The organism is Mesorhizobium sp. 10J20-29 (assembly GCF_054130485.1).
The window spans coordinates 2,262,811-2,281,037 of the sequence record NZ_CP199156.1 but is presented as its reverse complement, the minus strand read 5'-3'; the positions used below and the strand labels follow the sequence as shown (position 1 = coordinate 2,281,037).

19 protein-coding genes are annotated in these 18,227 nt (G+C 63.4%); 14 read left to right on the top strand and 5 right to left on the bottom strand.

What is annotated here, in order from left to right; genetic code table 11:
* Positions 1-13 precede the first annotated feature (13 nt).
* The 4 genes from ACT2BZ_RS10935 to ACT2BZ_RS10920 all read right to left on the bottom strand — a co-directional run bounded on the left by ACT2BZ_RS10935 (position 14) and on the right by ACT2BZ_RS10920 (position 3,390).
* Entirely contained in the window at positions 14-1,513 is a 1,500-nt protein-coding gene (locus tag ACT2BZ_RS10935; RefSeq protein ID WP_457941002.1) for a type II and III secretion system protein family protein, read from the bottom strand.
* 50 nt (positions 1,514-1,563) lie between these two features.
* Positions 1,564-2,379, bottom strand: coding sequence for a Flp pilus assembly protein CpaB (gene cpaB / locus ACT2BZ_RS10930; protein WP_457941001.1), 816 nt, complete (start codon positions 2,377-2,379; stop codon positions 1,564-1,566).
* Positions 2,380-2,540: 161 nt separating this feature from the next.
* On the bottom strand, positions 2,541-3,062 hold the full coding sequence (locus ACT2BZ_RS10925) for an A24 family peptidase (protein WP_457941000.1): 522 nt from the start codon (positions 3,060-3,062) through the stop codon (positions 2,541-2,543).
* A 154-nt stretch (positions 3,063-3,216) separates the two neighbouring features.
* Positions 3,217-3,390, bottom strand: coding sequence for a Flp family type IVb pilin (locus ACT2BZ_RS10920; protein WP_457940999.1), 174 nt, complete (start codon positions 3,388-3,390; stop codon positions 3,217-3,219).
* Between the two features lie 342 nt (positions 3,391-3,732).
* Here ACT2BZ_RS10920 and ACT2BZ_RS10915 point away from each other — a divergent pair, with 342 nt between their 5' ends.
* From ACT2BZ_RS10915 to ACT2BZ_RS10855, 13 genes are all read left to right on the top strand, one after another.
* Complete coding sequence (locus tag ACT2BZ_RS10915) at positions 3,733-4,152, top strand: pilus assembly protein N-terminal domain-containing protein (RefSeq protein WP_457940998.1); 420 nt, start codon at positions 3,733-3,735, stop codon at positions 4,150-4,152.
* 234 nt (positions 4,153-4,386) lie between these two features.
* Positions 4,387-4,869 carry a TadE/TadG family type IV pilus assembly protein gene (locus ACT2BZ_RS10910; protein WP_457940997.1) on the top strand — a complete coding sequence of 161 codons (483 nt, stop codon included), beginning with the start codon at positions 4,387-4,389 and terminating at the stop codon, positions 4,867-4,869.
* Positions 4,870-4,914: 45 nt separating this feature from the next.
* On the top strand, positions 4,915-5,538 hold the full coding sequence (locus ACT2BZ_RS10905; protein ID WP_457940996.1) for a TadE/TadG family type IV pilus assembly protein: 624 nt from the start codon (positions 4,915-4,917) through the stop codon (positions 5,536-5,538).
* A gap of 222 nt (positions 5,539-5,760) precedes the next feature.
* The gene (locus ACT2BZ_RS10900) at positions 5,761-6,999 is read left to right on the top strand and encodes a phosphopentomutase (protein ID WP_457940995.1); all 1,239 of its coding nucleotides are present in this window, start codon (positions 5,761-5,763) and stop codon (positions 6,997-6,999) included.
* A complete protein-coding gene (gene mutM / locus ACT2BZ_RS10895; RefSeq protein ID WP_457940994.1) occupies positions 6,992-7,870 on the top strand; it encodes a bifunctional DNA-formamidopyrimidine glycosylase/DNA-(apurinic or apyrimidinic site) lyase in 879 nt (292 codons plus the stop codon). Before ACT2BZ_RS10900 ends, mutM begins: the two co-directional genes overlap by 8 nt.
* A 30-nt stretch (positions 7,871-7,900) precedes the next feature.
* Positions 7,901-8,674, top strand: a complete 774-nt coding sequence (locus tag ACT2BZ_RS10890) for an enoyl-CoA hydratase (protein ID WP_457940993.1) — start codon at positions 7,901-7,903, stop codon at positions 8,672-8,674.
* A gap of 159 nt (positions 8,675-8,833) precedes the next feature.
* Positions 8,834-9,100 carry a 30S ribosomal protein S20 gene (gene rpsT, locus ACT2BZ_RS10885; RefSeq protein ID WP_457940992.1) on the top strand — a complete coding sequence of 89 codons (267 nt, stop codon included), beginning with the start codon at positions 8,834-8,836 and terminating at the stop codon, positions 9,098-9,100.
* Between the two features lie 810 nt (positions 9,101-9,910).
* Positions 9,911-11,446, top strand: a complete 1,536-nt coding sequence (gene dnaA / locus ACT2BZ_RS10880) for a chromosomal replication initiator protein DnaA (RefSeq protein WP_457940991.1) — start codon at positions 9,911-9,913, stop codon at positions 11,444-11,446.
* Positions 11,447-11,656: 210 nt separating this feature from the next.
* Positions 11,657-12,775: a DNA polymerase III subunit beta gene (gene dnaN, locus ACT2BZ_RS10875; RefSeq protein WP_457940990.1), complete on the top strand. Its 1,119-nt coding sequence runs from the start codon at positions 11,657-11,659 to the stop codon at positions 12,773-12,775.
* A 13-nt stretch (positions 12,776-12,788) separates the two neighbouring features.
* The gene (recF, locus tag ACT2BZ_RS10870) at positions 12,789-13,961 is read left to right on the top strand and encodes a DNA replication/repair protein RecF (protein WP_457940989.1); all 1,173 of its coding nucleotides are present in this window, start codon (positions 12,789-12,791) and stop codon (positions 13,959-13,961) included.
* Positions 13,962-13,992: 31 nt separating this feature from the next.
* A complete protein-coding gene (locus ACT2BZ_RS10865; protein ID WP_457940988.1) occupies positions 13,993-14,745 on the top strand; it encodes a molybdopterin-synthase adenylyltransferase MoeB in 753 nt (250 codons plus the stop codon).
* Between the two features lie 72 nt (positions 14,746-14,817).
* The gene (locus ACT2BZ_RS10860) at positions 14,818-16,077 is read left to right on the top strand and encodes an aconitase X (protein WP_457940987.1); all 1,260 of its coding nucleotides are present in this window, start codon (positions 14,818-14,820) and stop codon (positions 16,075-16,077) included.
* Positions 16,074-16,490: an aconitase X swivel domain-containing protein gene (locus ACT2BZ_RS10855; RefSeq protein ID WP_457940986.1), complete on the top strand. Its 417-nt coding sequence runs from the start codon at positions 16,074-16,076 to the stop codon at positions 16,488-16,490. The genes ACT2BZ_RS10860 and ACT2BZ_RS10855 overlap by 4 nt, the downstream gene beginning before the upstream one ends.
* On the opposite strand, the gene ACT2BZ_RS10850 is transcribed toward ACT2BZ_RS10855, so the two are convergent.
* Complete coding sequence (locus ACT2BZ_RS10850; RefSeq protein WP_457940985.1) at positions 16,487-17,488, bottom strand: 2-hydroxyacid dehydrogenase; 1,002 nt, start codon at positions 17,486-17,488, stop codon at positions 16,487-16,489. The genes ACT2BZ_RS10855 and ACT2BZ_RS10850 overlap by 4 nt on opposite strands.
* 167 nt (positions 17,489-17,655) lie before the next feature.
* On the opposite strand from ACT2BZ_RS10850, the gene ACT2BZ_RS10845 reads away from it, so the two are divergent.
* A complete protein-coding gene (locus ACT2BZ_RS10845) occupies positions 17,656-18,219 on the top strand; it encodes an SH3 domain-containing protein (RefSeq protein WP_457940984.1) in 564 nt (187 codons plus the stop codon).
* Positions 18,220-18,227: the final 8 nt, after the last annotated feature.

Here is an 18,227-nt window from a genome sequence, read left to right as displayed (position 1 = left end):
CTGAGATCCCCGATTACTTGTAGATGTAGCCGACAACGCCGTGATAGCGGCCGTTGGGCAGGTTGGTCTGCATGGTTCCGTAGACCCGGTTCACGCGGCCGAGGAACATCGCGGCACCGTCGCTGGCGGGGTTGAAGTTATCGGTCGGCGCGGCGAGCTGATTGCGCGCCACCGGCCTTGCGATGTAGGGCGTCACGATGATCACCAGCTCGGTCTCGTTGCGGATGAAATCGCGGCTGCGGAACAGCGTTCCGAGCACCGGAAGCTTAGACAGGCCAGGGGTACCGTTGACGGCCTGCTTGACGTCGTCGCGCACCAGGCCGGCGATCATCATGGAGCCGCCGGAGGGAAGCTCGACAGTCGTGTCGGCAAGTCGCTTGCGAATGGACAGGGCCGTCATGCCGGGGCGCCGGTAGGTCGCGCCGCGCTGGCCGCCGCCTGACAGGGCGACCGAGGCCTCGTCGGTCGGCTCCGAAACGGAGGTGCGGATCTTCAGGCTGATGCGGCCGGGCGACAGGACGACCGGTTTGAACTCCAGGCCGATGCCGTACTCGATCTTCTCCACCTCGTAGGTGACCGACCCGTCATCGCCGGACTCCTGGTTCGTAACAAGGTTGAACTCGCCGCCGACCCGGAAGGTCGCCTGCTGGCCCGAAACCGCCGTCAAGGTCGGCTCGGCGAGCGTCTTCATGACGCCGGCCTGTTCCATTGCGTTGAGGTATGCGTCGATGGCCGCCGTTCCGATGGAGGCCTGGGTTCCGCCGAGCGGCTTGCCGAGACCCGGCAAGCTCTCTGAGACCGCTCCCCAGCTGATACCGTTGGACGAGCCGTCGCCAATCATATTGACGCCGAGCTGCTTCATGACGTTGCGGCTGACTTCGGCAACCGTCACTTTCAGCATCACCTGGTCTTCACCGATGATCTGGATCAGATTGACGATGCCGCTGACCTGACGCGTTGCGTCGGGGTTGTCGATGTCGACGCCGCCGCCATCGCTCGAGGCGGCTGCAGTCTGCGAATACTGGCCTGTCGTGGCTTCACCGCCGCGGACCAGCATGTTGGCGATCTGCGCGGCCCGGCTAGCGTCGAGCGGCGTGTCCACCGTGCCTGTCAGGACGACGTTGTCGTTGATCAGCTCGACCTTGACGTTGGAAGTCGGGATGAAGCGCTTGATGTTTTCCTCGACGCCGGCCGTATCGCGCTCTACCGCGAGGTCGAGGCTGACGATCTGCTCACCGTTCGGGCCGAAGACGAAGATGTTGGTTTCGCCGACGCTCTTGCCGAACAGGTATATGCGGCGCGCCGTACGGGTCACCGCGTCGGCGACTGCCGGGTTGGCGACCAGGATGTCGTAGGCATCGGCCGGCAGGTCAATGACGACAGACTTGTTGAGGCCAAGCTTGATGCGCTGCGACGCCGTCGTCTCACCGACACGGGCCTGACCCGCCGCACGGGCATCTGTAACGCTCTGAAGGCTCGTGCTGACTAGAAGCAGCCCAATTGCCGCAGCCATCACGGCTGTAACCTTTGCGCCCCTGGAGGCCGGCATAATCACCGTTGAATTCATTTCCTTGCCCCCACTTCGGAAACTTCGCCCTGCTTGATCAGGCGGACAGTGCCGCGCCTGCCGTTGCCGGAGACGAGATAATCGGCCTCGTCGGTCACGACTTCCTGGGTATCCACCAGGGGCCGCAAGGCCAGAGTGAGCCTGTCTGCCATTTGCTGTGCGACGGTGATGATCTCCGCCTGCTGCGGTGTCAGTTCCAATGTCGCGGTATCGCCAACCTTGACGCGCCGGCCCTCCTCGTCCTCCTGGATGGCCTGGTCGATCGCCAGTACCCGGATGTTCTTGAGGATGGTTTCGGTGACGAACCCACCGGTGGTCGTGGCGGTGTCGGAACGCCGCGTCATGATCACGTCGACATAGTCGTTGGGGAGAATGAAGCCGCCGGCCGAAGTGTCGGCGGCGATCTGCGTGGCGACTGCGCGACTGCCCGAGGGCAGGATCGACGACATGAAGCTCTGGCCTTCGCCGATCAGCTTGGACCTGCGCAACGGCTCACCGGCATACATTGCCACCCGGGCGACCGAGCCCTTGTACTTGGCAAGCGCCTCGGGATCACTGTCGCGGGTGATAAAGTTGGCGTTGATGCCGTCGGAAGGCCAAGATTGCCACTCGAGCTGGTCGCCCACCGTGGCGCCCATCGGCACATCGCCGCCCAGCACCAGCACATCCGTCAGGTCGATGGCCGGCCCCTGGGGGCCCTGCTCGACGATGACCTGCGGCGGCGGAGCCGCCATCATGTTCTTGGCAACGTAACCTGCGCCGCCTGCCGCAGCGACTGCTACGCCCAAAATTATAAGTCGGGATGCTGCCATTTGTCCTAACCTCGTACGTGGCAAACCACCTAGCCAGCCCGGAACATGCAGCCCCAATCGTCAAATTAGGGTTAACGCAATGCTTATTATCGTGATTAATATTCCGTTGCGGCCAGTCGATTGAGAGTTAATGGAAGGCAGCGCGGCAGATCGCCGTAGTTCTATTGTGCGGCGAGCTGCGCCAGAGCCCAGATCATCAAAGGCGAAGAGGGATACGCAACCAGACCACCGATCCCCAGCGCGATGCCGTAAGGCACTCCGCCCTCTCCGTCTGCCAGGTTTCGAAGGAACATGTTGCGGCTGGTATAGGTCGCCAGCACGGATCCCCGGTAACTGAGGATGGCAATCGTCAGCACGCCGCCAGCGAAGGCCGAGATTACCAGATATTCGAGAAGGTGGATGTTGAAGCCCATCCAGACTGCCGAAGCACTCACGAGCTTGGCGTCGCCGCCACCCATGCCGCCTGCGGCGAACATGCCGAATGTCACCACGAGCACAAGGGCACCGGCCGCGAAATGCCAGCCATAGGTGGCCCAGTCCATGCCGGTGAGCGGCGCAACGACCGCGAACACACCGAGCAGCAGCAATGGCACGCGGTTTGCGATGGTCATCGACAGCGTGTCGGACACGGCCGCAAATACCATGCAAAATGGAAAGACGACGAAAATCAGAGCTTCGAGCATGACAAGGTTTCCACGTTGCAGACCTTGGGTCGAAATCTAGCCGCTACGGCGTTAATTGCGCGTGAAGGACTTTTGTCGACTTGCGACGGAGCAAAAAAAAGGCCGCCCCGAGAGGGCGGCCCTTTTACGCTGCCGGGACGAACCCGGCCGTGTCTTAGTTGGTCGAGTTCAGCTTGGTAGCGATGCTGCTGAACTTGGCGTCGAGCGAGTTGCCGACGGCGCCGGCGCCAACCATGATGGCCAGAGCGATAAGAGCGGCGATAAGACCATACTCGATGGCGGTCGCGCCGGATTCGTCCTTGATGAAACGTGCGAAAATGTTCGTCATTTGAGAACTCCTACTCCGTGTTACAGCACTTCCGTCAACTTCTGTGACTGGTTGATCGGATACCGGCAATCTAGGGAGAAGCTCTTTCGATCGACTTAAGAAACAGCCTTACCGAATCCTTTCAACTGGCGAAGGTCCAGGGTGGTTAACCTCCACCTAACCCGCAGCCTGCCGCACACTGACGGCTTCCAGGCTATGCCGGAGGAGCACATGCGCGATGCACCTTATAATAAGCGAGCGGGAAAGACGCAGTTGAAGCCGTGATGAGACCCGCGGGCTTAACTGTTGGTTCACCAATATCCTTCATCTTCTGTTGAACATGTCCCCGTCTGGAGAGCCAAAATGGCGAAAATTTCCCTGCACATTGGCCTCGGCGCGCTTCTTGCCGCGTCGATTTCGGCAGTGCCTGCGCTAGCCGCCGGTATCGAAGTGACAATGAACCAGGCCAAGATCGTCAAGCTGGCGCGCGACGCCGACACCATCATCGTCGGCAATCCCGAGATCGCCGACGCGTCGGTGCAGGACGCCTCGACAGTGATCCTGACCGGCAAGGGCTTTGGGGTGACCAACGTTGTCGTTCTCGATGACCAGGGGACGCCCATCATCGACGAGCAAATCACCGTGACGCGGTCCACCGCATCCTCGGTGCGCATCTACAGGCGCTCGGAAGTCCAGACGCTCTCTTGCACGCCCTATTGCGAAAGCTCCTACAAGACGGAGGCCGAACGCACCTCCGAAGCAGAGATGAGCGCCGGCCAATAGCCGCCGGCGCCGGTCCCAGGCAAAGTCGCCGACTTCGTTAACGGTTCATCAAAACCAACGCGAAAATTGCGACTGTCATCCAAACCGGACTTCAACCGGTTTCCTCTAAGGTTTCCGAGATAACCGCACCAAGAGCGGCAGGAAACCGACATGACCAAACCAAATCATATGCAAGCTTCGTCCCGGCGTCCCGGGCTGGCAGGCCTATTTCTCCGCAATCGCAGCGGAAGCACCGTGGTCGAGTTCTCGCTCCTCGCACTGCCCTTCGCAGCGCTGGTTTTCGCGATTCTGGAGAGCTGCATTTCCTTCGCCGGCCAACAGGTGATGTCCAACATCACCGACGACATTGCCAGGCAGATACGCACCGGCCAGCTGAAGCCCGCTGACCTGACGCAAGCCACTCTCAAGAAGATGATCTGCGACGAGCTCGAGATCATGGTGGCAAAGGACTGCCCCGGCCTCGAGGTCGACCTGCGCGAATTCCCGACCTTCGCGGCGGCGGCGGCGGTTCGCATCCGGATCACTGCCGACAAGGACCTGAACACGTCGGACTTCGCGGTAACGCCGGGTCTTTCGATGTCCAAGAACATGCTTCGCGTCTTCTACAAATGGCCAGTCATCACCGACTTCATGAGCAAACTCATGTCGAACCTGAAGGACGGCAAGACGCTGCATTTCGCGACCGTCACCTGGCAGAACGAACCGTTCGACGACTGACACCAGTCAATGTTGGGCGAAAGAACAATGGGGAAGGAGAGGAAAATGGGACTGCGGGCTAAGGCAAAGAGGGCGGGCATGCGCTGTTCGTCGCTGCTGGCCGGGCTGCTTTCCGACAAGCGCGGGGTGGCGGCACTGGAGTTCGCGCTGATCGTGCCGCTTCTGATGGCGATGTATTTCGTCACGATGGAAGTGTCGCAGGCGATCGAGGTCAACAAGAAGGTCAGCCGCGTTGGCGACATGGTGGCCGACCTGGTCACCCAGCAGCAAGAGATCCACAAGTCCGAACTCGAAGCGATCATGCGGATCGGCGAGGCCACCCTCCAGCCCTACAACCGCAGCACGCCCTCGATCACGATCACCGCGATCGAGGTCACCGACGAAATGACGCCGAAGGTCCAGGTGGTCTGGTCCCGTAAACTGGTCAATGGTGTCTTCAGCCAGGCTGAAGTGCCAGGCACAGCCGCCACCATTCCGGCGGCGCTGAAGATCAAGGGAAGCTTCCTGGTACGCGCCGTGGCCTCGCTCAACTACACACCGGTGATTACATGGGCTGCGGCCGACAAGCCCGCACTCGGCCTCACTGCGGCGTTCGACAGCATCTCCATGAAGGAGACATACTTTCTGCGGCCGCGCATGAGTACCACGATCCCCTGCCCGGACTGCTGACCGGCCGGGGAGCGAACTCTCCGCGACGCTTCTGACCGACTCTCTCGTTTAGCCAGCAGCCCGGCCCCACAAGGTCCGGGCTGTTTGTCGTCGAATGGTACAACGCCCCGTTGCGTGACACGCAGCAGGGCAGCGGGGCCTGCACTTCCCGATTTGCCATCGCCGTCGGCAAACCCTATGTCTGGCTCGCCGTTTCGGCGATTGACTGTCAGAGATTCCCCAATGCGGCGTGCATTTCTATTTGTACTGGATTCTTTCGGTGTCGGCGGAGCCGATGACGCTGCCAAGTTCGGCGACGCAGGCGCAAACACCTTCGGGCACATTGTCGAGGCCTGCGCGGAGGGCCGTGCCGACCGCGCCGGCCTGCGCAGCGGGCCGATAGCGCTTCCGCAGATGCTGTCGCTCGGGCTCGGAAAAGCAGCCGACACGGCATCCGGTTTCCAGATTTCGGCAGCCGGGAGGCTTTGCGATGCAGCCTTCCACGGCGCCGCACAGGAGGTCTCCAGCGGCAAGGACACGCCGTCCGGGCACTGGGAGATCGCCGCCGTGCCGGTGCCCTTCGAATGGGGCTACTTCCCGCACACCGTGCCGACCTTCCCCGAGGCGCTGACCAGATCGATGATCGAAAGGGCCGGGCTGCCCGGCATTCTGGGCGATTGCCATGCGTCAGGCACGGACATTATTGCCCGGCTCGGCGAGGAGCACATCAGGAGCGGCAAGCCGATCTGCTACACGTCGAGCGATTCCGTCTTCCAGATTGCCGCTCACGAGACGCATTTCGGCCTCGAGCGGCTGTATCAGCTCTGCATGATGGTGCGCGAACTCGTCGATCCCTTGAATATCGGCCGCGTCATCGCGCGACCCTTCCTCGGCGAGACACCGGAAACCTTCGAAAGGACCGCAAATCGGCGCGACTATGCCGTTCCGCCGCCCGAGCCCACCCTGCTCGACCGGCTGACGGGGCGCGGCAGCAAGGTCTTCGGGATCGGCAAGATCGGCGACATCTTCGCCCATCAGGGGATTTCCGAAGTGCGCAAGGCAGCCGGCAACATGGCGTTGTTCGACGCCTCGCTGCAGGCCATGCAAGATTCCGGCGACGGCGACCTTGTGTTTGCCAACTTCGTCGACTTCGACATGCTGTTCGGACATCGCCGCGACATCGCCGGCTATGCAGCGGCGCTCGAGGCCTTCGACCGCCGCCTGCCAGAGGCGCTGGCGCTCTTGCAACCGGGCGACCTGCTTATGCTGACGGCCGATCACGGCTGCGATCCATCCTGGCACGGTTCCGACCACACGCGCGAGCGCGTTCCCGTAATCGGCGCGGCTCCAGGCCTGCCTGGCGGCGGCATCGGCCTGCGCCGAACCTTCGCCGACATCGGAGAAACTGTCGCCGAACATCTTGGCCTTCCGGCCGGACGTCACGGCACGTCCTTCCTTTCGCGCATCGCCGGCAATGCCTGAACTGCCAGAAGTCGAAACCGTCCGGCGGGGCCTGCAGCCGGCCATGGAAGGCGCACGAATCCTCTCGGTCGAGACCCGCAGGCCGGACCTGCGTTTTCCGCTGCCACTTGACCTGGCCGCGCGTCTCAAGGGGCGGCAAATCGTGTCGCTCGGCCGGCGGGCCAAGTACCTCACGATGGAGTTCGACCGGGGACCGATGCTGATTTGCCATCTCGGCATGTCGGGGTCCTTCCGCATCGATGCCGGGGATGCGCCGGGCGGGTTTCATAATGCCCGTTCGCGGGCCGCAGCACACGATCATGTCGTTTTCCATCTGACCGACTCGCGGCAGGAAGCCGTGCAGGTCATCTTCAACGATCCCCGCCGTTTCGGCTTCATGCTGTTTGCCGATGAGGCGGGCGGGCACAAGATGCTGGACGGGCTCGGCGTCGAGCCGACCGGAAACACACTCGACGGCGACCTTCTCGCCGCACTCTTCCGCGGCAAGAAAACCCCGCTCAAGGCAGCGCTGCTCGACCAGTCGCTGATCGCAGGCCTCGGAAATATCTACGTAGCCGAGGCGCTGTGGCGGGCCGGTCTCTCGCCGCGCCGCGGCGCCGGGTCGCTCGCAACTGCTTCGGGCAAGGCAACGGAGCGCGCCCGGCGGCTCGCGGAGGCCATCCGCTCGGTGATTGCCGATGCCATCGAGGCCGGGGGCTCGACTCTGCGCGACTACGCCCAGGCAGACGGGTCGCTGGGTTATTTCCAGCACCAGTTCTCCGTCTACGACCGCGAAGGGGAAGCCTGCCGGAAGCCAGGCTGTCACGGAACAATCAGCCGGATCGTGCAAAGCGGCCGGTCGACATTCTATTGTCCGGTATGCCAGCATTAGCCACCGGCGGCGGCGATAAGGAACATCCGAATGAACTATGAAACGATCATCGTCGAGACCCGCGGCAAGGTCGGGCTGATCACGCTGAACCGGCCCAAGGCTCTCAACGCACTGAACTCAACCGTGCTTGCCGAGCTGCTGGCGGCCCTGAAGCAGATCGAAGCCGATCCGGAGATCGCCGCCAGCGTGCTGACAGGCTCCGAAAAGGCCTTTGCGGCAGGTGCCGACATCAAGGAGATGCAGGCCAAGACCTATGTCGAGGCTTATCTCGAAGACTTCTTCGTCGGCTGGGAGGATTTTGCTCGCCTGCGAAAGCCCGTCATCGCGGCGGTCGCCGGCTATGCGCTCGGCGGCGGCTGCGAACTGGCGATGATGTGTGACTTCATCATCGCTGCCGACGGCGCGAAGTTCGGCCAGCCCGAGATCACGCTTGGCGTCATGCCGGGGATGGGCGGCTCGCAGCGTCTGACGCGCTTCGTCGGTAAGTCGAAGGCCATGGACATGGTGCTGACCGGGCGCATGATGGATGCAGCCGAGGCCGAACGCGCGGGGCTGGTGTCGCGCGTCGTTGCCGCGGGCGACCTTATCGACGAGGCCCTCAAGGCTGCCGACAAGATCGCCGCCTTCTCACTACCTGCCGTCATGATGGCAAAGGAGGCCGTCAATCGGTCCTACGAGACGACGCTTTCGGAAGGATTGCGGTTCGAACGCCGGCTGTTCCACTCGATGTTTGCGCTGGAGGATCAGAAAGAAGGAATGGCGGCATTTGCGGAGAAACGGCCGGCCAACTTCCGCAACCGCTAGGAAGGGACCATTCCAGACCATTTGCGACTGAATCCGCGTTGACGCGCCGGTCAAGCTGAACTATAAGCCGGCCCAACCAAGGTGGCCTTCGAGGCCGCCTGTTTGTTTTTGCGCGCTGCTCCCGTAGCCAGCGCCCATCAAGAGAGATTGAGAGGCACTATGGCCAACACATCTTCGGCCAAGAAAGCGACGCGAAAGATCGCTCGCAAGACGGCGATCAACAAGAACCGCCGGTCGCGTGTTCGCACCTATGTGCGCCAGGTCGAAGAGGCTCTGGCGGCAGGCGACAAGGGCGCGGCCGAAGCCGCCTTCAAGGCAGCGCAGCCCGAACTGATGCGCGCAGCCAACAAGGGTGTCCTGCACACCAATACGGCTTCCCGCAAGGTCTCTCGCCTTGCCCAGCGCCTGAAGGCGCTTTCGGCCTAATCTCCACGTCATAGCGTGACATGACCCGGTGCTCTGCGCCGGGTTTTTTGTTTGCCAGACAACGGCTTGTTCCCACCGTGGAACATGCGTTCTGCGCCCCTGCTCTTGCCCGCGCCATCGTTTGCCGGCAACGCCTCGCCGGAGCGCCGTACACCCTGCCGTCAGGGCCATTGCCGAAGGTTAACGGCAACACAATTTATTCCATTCTTTCAGATAGTTACAGCCGGTTGTCCACAGCTTGCCCACGCATGCTCCGTCGAGTGGGGGACAAGCCAATGTCAAGCGAATTTTTTGAAAAAATTTCCGCCGCAGTGACATTTCGGACGGGCTGCGGGAAAGGTTTTGAATCAAAACGGTTTTGTCCCTTCTGGTTCAAATACGGTCGGCTGAATCGGGCAGTCACCCAATCTGATTCATTAAAAAACTGTTAGCCCCGCACTTGCCCTGTCCACGACGTTTTTTGTAATGTCTGTCCATCGAGAAAGACGGGCACCAACCCGGTCAAGCCAGCCAATTTCGGCGTAGTTTGCCAACGCGGATACGACTCCGCGATCGGTCAGTGCTGTCTGTTTCGACGTAGCAGGCGAGTGGGGTCTAGCAGCAACGCGTAAAGGATCAATTCTGGTGGTTCACCGGAACGAGGATCGCTTTGCCCATCAGTCGGCCGAAAACGTTCAAGAGCGTTTATCGGCATGGCCGAAGGTTTGTCTGGCTGCCTGCAGGCGTGAGAAACGAAAAGAAGTGATGGCGCGGGAATTTTCCCGGAGGGCCGGCGGCGGCTCGCAGGAAGCAGGAACGAGGATGTTGACGATGCAAGGCGGTATTGAGGGGAGAGCCGAGGGCGGACTTCTCTTTCCAGTAAATTTGACCGAGGGGAACGACATGGCGGCTTCGAGCGACGCGGAGAAGAATTTCGAACGCGTGCGGACACAACTGAAGGCGCGGCTCGGTACCGAAGTCTACTCCAGCTGGTTCGGCAGGATGAAGCTTGCAGAAGCCTCCAAGGGCCTCGTTCGCATTTCGGTGCCGACGGCGTTCCTGAAGTCCTGGATCAACGGCCATTATCTCGACCTCATCGCCGAACTCTGGCGCCAGCAGGACCCCGACCTGTTCAAGATCGAAATTGTCGTGCGTAGCGCAACTCGTCTGGCCCGCCCGACCCAGGAAGATGACCAGGAGCTCGTGCGCAAGCCGGCCCGGCCGACGCAGCAGACGGCGCTCGGTTCCGGCACCATCGCTAACGGACGCGCCGAGCCGCCGGCGCCCGTCCGGAATGGCTACAACAGCCCCGAATTCCGCCAGGGTGTGCTCGGCTCGCCGCTCGACCAGCGCTATACTTTCGACTCCTTCATCGAGGGACCGTCCAACCGCGTTGCCCTAGCTGCGGCGCGCGCCGTCGCCGAGTCCATGTCGCGCTTCAACCCGCTGTTCCTGCATGCCACCGTCGGCCTTGGCAAAACCCACCTGCTACAGGCAATTGCAGCGGAATCGTTGAAGCAGAACCCGAAATCCCGTGTCGTCTACCTGACGGCCGAATACTTCATGTGGCGCTTCGCGACGGCGATCCGGGACAACAACGCATTGACGCTCAAGGAGCAGCTGCGCGACATCGACCTGCTGATCATCGACGACATGCAGTTCCTGCAGGGCAAGTCGATCCAGCATGAGTTCTGCCACCTGATCAACATGCTGCTCGACAGCGCAAAGCAGGTCGTGGTCGCGGCCGACCGGCCGCCGGCAGAGCTCGAGTCGCTCGAGCCGCGCGTCCGTTCACGCCTCAATGGCGGCGTTGCGCTCGAAATGTCGCTGCCCGACTATTCGATGCGGCTCGGCATGCTGCAGATGCGTCACGCGGCAGCCAAGGCAGAGGATGCAAATCTCGACATCTCCGAAGAGATTCTCGCCCATGTCGCCCGCACCATCACCGGCAGCGGCCGCGAACTGGAAGGCGCCTTCAACCAGCTGCTGTTCCGGCAAACCTTCGAGCCGCAGATCACCATCGAGCGTATCGACGAGATCCTCGGTCACATCTACCGCTCGGGCGAACCCAAGCGCGTGCGCATCGAGGACATTCAGCGCGTCGTGGCGCGGCATTACAACGTGTCGAAGACCGAGCTCCTGTCCAACAGGCGCACCCGCACCATCGTGAAGCCGAGGCAGATCGCCATGTATCTCGCCAAGGTGATGACGCCGCGTTCGCTGCCCGAGATCGGACGCAGGTTCGGCGGTCGCGATCACACGACTGTGCTGCACGCCGTGCGCAAGATCGAGGACCTGTCGGGCTCTGACAACACGCTGGCGCAGGAGCTTGAACTGCTCCGCCGCCTGATCAACGACCAGGCCTGAACGACGCCGATTCGGCTGGACCCGCCCCGCGGGCCAGCCGCTTTGGCGTTTATCCCCAGAAAGGCGCCCGAACCCGCCGCAGCGGGGCCTACAGGCTTGCGTTTGCTCCGGTTTTCCTGTCAGTTTGCTGCGATTCAGGCGCCTGGTGCGCCCCGGCTGGAGGTCCGTGTCCGGACCTCCGAATCTTCATTCAAGTGAGCTCGATCGGTCATGCGTGTTATTCTGGAACGCTCCAACCTTCTGAAATCGCTGAACCACGTTCACCGCGTGGTCGAGCGGCGCAACACCATACCGATCCTGTCCAACGTGCTGCTCAACGCGACAGGCGCTAGCCTTGAGCTGAAGGCGACCGATCTCGACCTCGAAGTCACCGAAGCCACAGCCGCCAAGGTAGAGACTGCCGGCGCGACGACGGTTCCGGCGCACCTGCTCTACGATATCGTGCGCAAGCTGCCTGACGGCTCGGAGATCATGCTGCGCACGGACGAGGACGGCGGCTCGATGTCAGTCATCTCGGGCCGCTCCAGCTTCAAGCTGCAGTGCCTGCCCCAGTCCGATTTCCCCGAACTGTCGGCCGGCAGCTTTTCGCACATCTTCCGCATCGATTCGGCCGCGCTGAGGGGCCTGATCGAAAAGACCCAGTTCGCGATCTCGACGGAGGAAACGCGCTACTATCTCAACGGCATCTACTTCCACACCATCGAATCCGGCGGCAAGCTGAAGCTGCGCTCGGTCGCGACCGACGGCCATCGCCTGGCGCGCGCCGAAATGGACGCCCCGGCCGGCTCCGAGGGCATGCCCGGCATCATCATTCCGCGCAAGACCGTCAGCGAGCTTCAGAAACTGGTCGACGACCCGGATGTGGCGGTCACTACCGAAGTATCCGACACCAAGATCCGCTTCACCATCGGCAGCGTCGTGCTGACCTCGAAGCTGATCGACGGCACCTTTCCCGACTATCAGCGCGTCATTCCGTCGGGCAACGACAAGGCGATGACCATAGACCGCCAGACCTTTGCGGCCGCCGTCGACCGTGTCTCGACGATCTCGTCCGAGCGCGGCCGCGCGGTGAAGCTGTCGATCGCCGACGGGCAACTGACCCTCGCCGTGACCAACCCGGATTCGGGCAGCGCTACAGAGGAACTGGCCGCCGACTATTCTTCGGACCCGATCGAGATCGGCTTCAACGCCCGATACCTTCTCGACGTGGCGGCCCAGCTTTCCGGCAGTGAAGCGCGCTTCATGCTGGCCGACGCAGGCTCTCCGACCCTCATCCAGGATACCGCGGACGAGCACGCGCTCTACGTTCTCATGCCGATGCGGGTCTAAGACCGGCGTCAGGATGAATCCGGACAACGCGGACGCGCGGGCATCACCGCCCGTGGGCACCTATATTCGTAAGCTTACGCTTACAAATTTCCGCAACTACTCTGCCGTTTCGCTCGACTTCCGGCCGGGAATGGTGGCTTTCAACGGCGACAACGGCGCCGGCAAGACCAATCTCCTCGAGGGGATATCCCTTCTGACGCCGGGCCGGGGCCTGCGCCGTGCCGGCTATGGCGAGATGGCGCGCGAGGGACAGCCGGGCGGCTTCGCCATCCACGCGGTGCTGGACGGTCCCGGCGGCGAATGCGAAATCGGCACCGGGACGGCCGGCATAGACGCGACGACGGATTCCGGGCGGCGCGTCAGGATCAACGCCACGCCGAAGCCCGCGGAGGCGCTGCTCGAATGGCTCCGCGTCATGTGGATCACGCCGTCGATGGATGCGCTGTTCACGGGACCTGCCGGCGACCGACGCCGTTTCCTCGACCGGCTGGTGCTCGCCACCGAGCCCGGCCACGGCCAGCGGGCGCTGGCCTTCGAGAAAGCGATGCGAAATCGTAACCGTTTACTTACTGATGGATCGACGGATCGTGCATGGTTCGAGGCGATCGAGACCCAGATGGCGGAGTCGGGCACAGCCATCGCTGCAGCCCGCGTCGAGACCGTCCGGCTTCTGGCGACGATGGTCGCAGCGCTGCCCGATGGTCCCTTCCCTCATTCCGATCTGGCGCTTTCCGGCACACTGGAGGCGCGGATCGGTTCCGCAGCCGCGGTGGAGGTCGAGGAAGAATTCCGCCAGGCGCTGGCGTCGGGCCGCGAACGCGACCGTGCGGCCGGCCGCACGCTGGACGGCCCTCACCGCTCCGACCTCTTGGTCCGTCACCGGCCCAAGGACATGCCGGCCGAACTCTGCTCGACGGGCGAACAGAAGGCGCTGCTCATCGGTATCGTCCTTGCGCATGCAAGGCTCTGCGGTGAGGTCTTCGGCAATGTGCCGATCCTGCTGCTCGACGAGATTGCCGCCCATCTCGACGCCGGCCGGCGCGCAGCGCTCTTCACGATCCTCGAGGAGCTTGGTTGTCAGGCATTCATGACCGGCACAGATGCCTCGCTGTTTTCCAGCATCAAAGGACGGGCGCAATTCCTGACCGTCGATCATGGCAGTGTAGCAGCCACCGATGGTGACTGACATTGCCCGCGGCACGCGGTATTAGTCGGGCATGAGCGCCCCCTTTTCGCCTGAAGAACTCGAACGCTATGCGCGCCACGTCGTGCTGCCGGAAGTCGGCGGCGCCGGGCAGCAGAAGTTAAAGCGCGCACGCGTGCTGGTGATCGGCGCCGGTGGCCTTGGCGCGCCCGTGCTGCAATATCTCGCGGCGGCCGGCGTCGGCACGCTCGGCATCGTCGACGACGACACCGTCTCCCTTTCCAACCTGCAACGCCAGGTCATCCACGACACCGAGGCCGTCGGCCTGTCCAAGCTCGACAGCGCCGGCAATGCGCTCAGGCGCATCAATCCGCACACTAGGCTGGAACTCCATCCGCTGCGCCTCGACGCCAGCAATGCCCGCTCGCTTGTCGCGGCATATGACATGGTGGCCGATGGCTCCGACAATTTCGAGACCCGCTACGCAGTCGCCGATGCCTGCGCGGCGGAGGAGCGCCCCCTGGTGCATGCTGCGGTCGGACGCTTCGACGGCAGCGTGACCGTGCTGAAGCCTTACGAAACCGGAGCCGATGGCACGCCGAACCCGTCCTACCGCGACCTTTTTCCCGAGCCGCCGCCGGCGGGTTTGGTGCCGTCCTGTGCGGAAGCCGGCGTTCTGGGCGCGCTGACCGGCGTAATCGGAACGCTGCAGGCGCTCGAGGTCATCAAGCTTATCGTCGGCATCGGCGAGCCGCTGATCGGGCGACTGCTGCTCTACGACGCGCTGGCGGCGCGTTTCGACACGATCCGCTACAAGCGGTCGTGATCTTAGACCTCCCGCCTCCGATCGCCCTTCGATGACCCCGGCAAGAGAGCAGATGCCCGGAAAGGAACAGCCTTGAGCCTCGAACTGACCGCGCAGGAGCGGATGATGGCAACGGGCGAGATGGGCGCCGGCACCGCCATGGCGATGCGCCTCGTCGCAGAAAGCGCGCGCCTTCTCGGCGCCCCGCGCCTCATCCCTGTCGCCTCGGCACACATAGATGGCGCGCTCTATCACGGCGATTCCGGCACGATCTTCGCCGAAAGGCTGGTCGAGGGCGGCGCCAGCGTCGCCGTGCGTTCAACGCTCAATGTCGGCGCGCTCGATCTGATGGGCTGCTCGCGCGTCCGGCTGGCTGAGCCCGCCCGCGGCATGGCGCGTCGGATGATGGAGGCCTACCGAAAGCTCGGCTGCGAGCAGAGCTGGACTTGCGCGCCCTACCAGGCCGGGCACCGGCCGGCACTCGGCAGCGACGTTGCCTGGGGCGAATCCAATGCCGTCGTCTTCTGCAACTCCGTGCTCGGAGCACGCACAAACCGCTACGGTGATTTCCTGGACATTGCCTGCGCGATCGCCGGGCGAGCGCCCGATTACGGGCTGCACCGGCCGGAAAACCGCCGAGCCAGCGTCATCTTCGACGTCTCGGCGCTGAAGCCAGTCTTCCTTTCCTCCGAAATTGCCTGGCCCGTGCTTGGCAGCCTTTATGGGCGCCTGGTCGGCTCGGATATCGGCGTCGTCACGGGAGTCCCCGCTTCACCGGGCGAGGACGCTCTGAAGGCCTTCGGGGCGGCTGCCGCGTCGTCGGGAGCGGTCGGGCTCTTCCACATCGCCGGAGCCACGCCGGAAGCTCCCGACGCCGAGACGGCGCTAGGCGGCAACAAACCGACATCTGTCATCCGTGTCACCCGTCAAATGGCAGCCGATGCGCAGATGCGCCTTTCGACCGCCGGACCGGGCGAGAAGATCGACGCAGTGGCCATCGGCAGCCCGCACCTTTCGCTCGCCGAATTCGACGCGCTGGAGAAGCTGGTGGCCGGCCGGCGCCTGCGCGTGCCTATCCATGCCTGTACCGGCCGTCACGTGCTGGCGGAACTCGACAAGCACGGTCGCAGACAGGCGCTGGAAGCACTGGGCGTCGTGGTGGTCGCCGATACATGCGTTGTCGTCACGCCGATCCTGCCCGAACTCCGGGAAGGCGTGCTGATGACCAATTCGGGGAAATTCGCTCATTATGCGCCAGGCAATACCGGCTACTCGGTTCTCTATGCCTCGCTTGCGGACTGCGTCGAAAGCGCCGTGGCCGGACGACCCATGCTAAAGGAGCTGCAGTCGTGAGCGTGGCTGGGGGAAGAATCCTGGTGCCCGGAACGGCCGGTTCCGGCCCCGCCCTCGTGCTCACCGCGCCGATCAGCTTCTGGGGCGGCGTCGACCCGGTATCGGGGCGCATCATCGATGTTCGTCACCCTCAGCATGGTGCAGCCATCGCCGGCACGGTGCTCTTCCTGCCCGGCACGATCGGTTCGTCATCGGCTTCCGCGGTACTGCTCGAACTGGTTCACAACGGCCATGCGCCTGCGGCCCTCGTGCTGCACGAGCCGGACGCGATCCTGCTGCTCGGCCTTATCGTCGCACGCGAGATGGGCTGGTCTACGCCCGTTGCCCTGAGGCTCGACCGGGTGGGCTTTGCGGCCTTCGACGGCCGACGGGTCGCCGTCGACAGCAACGGCGCCGTCGGCTTCGACGGTTAAGCTTTCAGCGGCAATACCCTGTCGGGCGGCCTGTGGCCGTCTACATGGGCACGGATGTTGATGATCACCTTCTCGCCCATGTCGATTCGGCCCTCGATGGTTGCCGAGCCCATATGCGGCAGGATGACCACCTTGCCCTGCTTGGCGAGCTTGACCAGCTTGGGGTTGACCGCCGGCTCGTGCTCGAAGACGTCGAGCCCGGCGCCCGCCAGCTTGCCTTCCTGCAGCATGCCGATCAGCGCATCCTCGTCGATGAGATCGCCGCGCGCCGTGTTGACCAGGTAGGCCGACGGCTGCATCAGCGCTAGGCGGCGGGCCGACAGGAGATGGAACGTCGCCGGCGTCGAGGGGCAGTTGACGGAGATGATGTCCATGCGGGCAAGCATCTGATCGAGGCTCTCCCAGTAGGTCGCCTCCAGCGCATCCTCGACGGCAGGCAGAACCCTGTGACGGTTGTGGTAGTGGATGGACAGGCCAAAGGCCTTCGCCCGACGCGCCACCGCCGTGCCGATGCGGCCCATGCCGACAATGCCGAGCCGCTTGCCCCAGATCCGCCGGCCGAGCATCCACGTCGGCGACCAGCCCGTCCATTTGCCCGAGCCGTCCAGGACGTTGGCGCCCTCGGTGAGCCGGCGTGGCACCGTCAGGATCAGCGCCATCGTCATGTCGGCGGTGTCCTCGGTCAGGACGTTCGGCGTATTGGTCACCGAAATCCCGCGGCGGGCGGCAGCCGCGACGTCGATCCGGTCGACGCCGTTTCCGAAATTGGCGATCAGCTTGAGATTGTCGCCGGCCTGCGCGATCAACGCTTCATCGATGCGGTCGGTGATGGTGGGAACGAGGACATCCGCCTCCTTCATCGCCGCCACCAGCTCGGGCTGGCTCATCGGCCGGTCGTCGACGTTCAGCCGCGCGTCGAAAAGCTCGCGCATGCGCGTTTCCACGGGGTCCGGCAGCTTGCGCGTGATGACGACCAGGGGCTTCTTTTTGCCGGCCATAGTTTCCTCGAACCCGGGTCTGTTTCAGACCTCTTTAACCAAGACAGGCGACACTGGACCGGCCCGGCATGGCTGACTGTGTAACAAGCAGATTCGCCGATGACAAAGAAAAAGGCGCGCCCGATTCAGCTTGAGTGCGGGCGCTGTTTTCGATCAGAGGAACCAAATTGTCCAGTTTTCAGTCCCTTCACCTGACGATAAGCGCCACCCTGGTCGGCCTGGGACTCCTGTCGGCCGCCATACCGTCCAGCGAGGCCCTGGCAGCAGCAGGCACGCAGGACATCTCACGCGGGCCGAGCGGCTTGCCGCTGCCGCGCTTCGTCAGCCTGAAATCCGGCCGCGTCAATGCGCGCATCGGCCCCGGCGTCAACTACCCGGTCGAATGGCTGTACCTGAAGCCAGGCCTGCCGATGGAGATCATCCAGGAGTATGACAACTGGCGGCGCGTGCGCGACGCCGACGGCGCTGAAGGCTGGGTCAACCAGTCGCTGCTGTCCGGCCGGCGCACCGCGATCACCGCGCCATGGCAGAAGGGCAAGGACGCGCGCATCAACCTGCTTGCCGACCCCGATCCTTCCTCGGCGACGCGAGCGATGATCGAGCCCGGCGTCATCGGCACGATTCGCGCCTGTAACGGTGACTGGTGCGAAATGACCTTCGACGGGCACACCGGCTGGATCAGCCAGTCCCTCGTCTGGGGCGCCTACCCGGGCGAGCAGGTCAAGGACTGAGGACGCAG

Bases quoted from the DNA above. Each gene is read 5' to 3' on its own strand.
- ACT2BZ_RS10915 (WP_457940998.1), top strand. From the start codon at position 3,733: ATGGCGAAAATTTCCCTGCACATTGGCCTCGGCGCGCTTCTTGCCGCG.
- ACT2BZ_RS10890 (WP_457940993.1), top strand. From the start codon at position 7,901: ATGAACTATGAAACGATCATCGTCGAGACCCGCGGCAAGGTCGGGCTG.
- rpsT (WP_457940992.1), top strand. From the start codon at position 8,834: ATGGCCAACACATCTTCGGCCAAGAAAGCGACGCGAAAGATCGCTCGC.
- ACT2BZ_RS10905 (WP_457940996.1), top strand. From the start codon at position 4,915: ATGGGACTGCGGGCTAAGGCAAAGAGGGCGGGCATGCGCTGTTCGTCG.
- ACT2BZ_RS10850 (WP_457940985.1), bottom strand. From the start codon at position 17,488: ATGGCCGGCAAAAAGAAGCCCCTGGTCGTCATCACGCGCAAGCTGCCG.
- mutM (WP_457940994.1), top strand. From the start codon at position 6,992: ATGCCTGAACTGCCAGAAGTCGAAACCGTCCGGCGGGGCCTGCAGCCG.
- ACT2BZ_RS10900 (WP_457940995.1), top strand. From the start codon at position 5,761: ATGCGGCGTGCATTTCTATTTGTACTGGATTCTTTCGGTGTCGGCGGA.
- recF (WP_457940989.1), top strand. From the start codon at position 12,789: ATGAATCCGGACAACGCGGACGCGCGGGCATCACCGCCCGTGGGCACC.
- cpaB (WP_457941001.1), bottom strand. From the start codon at position 2,379: ATGGCAGCATCCCGACTTATAATTTTGGGCGTAGCAGTCGCTGCGGCA.
- ACT2BZ_RS10925 (WP_457941000.1), bottom strand. From the start codon at position 3,062: ATGCTCGAAGCTCTGATTTTCGTCGTCTTTCCATTTTGCATGGTATTT.
- ACT2BZ_RS10935 (WP_457941002.1), bottom strand. From the start codon at position 1,513: ATGGCTGCGGCAATTGGGCTGCTTCTAGTCAGCACGAGCCTTCAGAGC.
- dnaA (WP_457940991.1), top strand. From the start codon at position 9,911: ATGCAAGGCGGTATTGAGGGGAGAGCCGAGGGCGGACTTCTCTTTCCA.
- ACT2BZ_RS10920 (WP_457940999.1), bottom strand. From the start codon at position 3,390: ATGACGAACATTTTCGCACGTTTCATCAAGGACGAATCCGGCGCGACC.
- dnaN (WP_457940990.1), top strand. From the start codon at position 11,657: ATGCGTGTTATTCTGGAACGCTCCAACCTTCTGAAATCGCTGAACCAC.
- ACT2BZ_RS10865 (WP_457940988.1), top strand. From the start codon at position 13,993: ATGAGCGCCCCCTTTTCGCCTGAAGAACTCGAACGCTATGCGCGCCAC.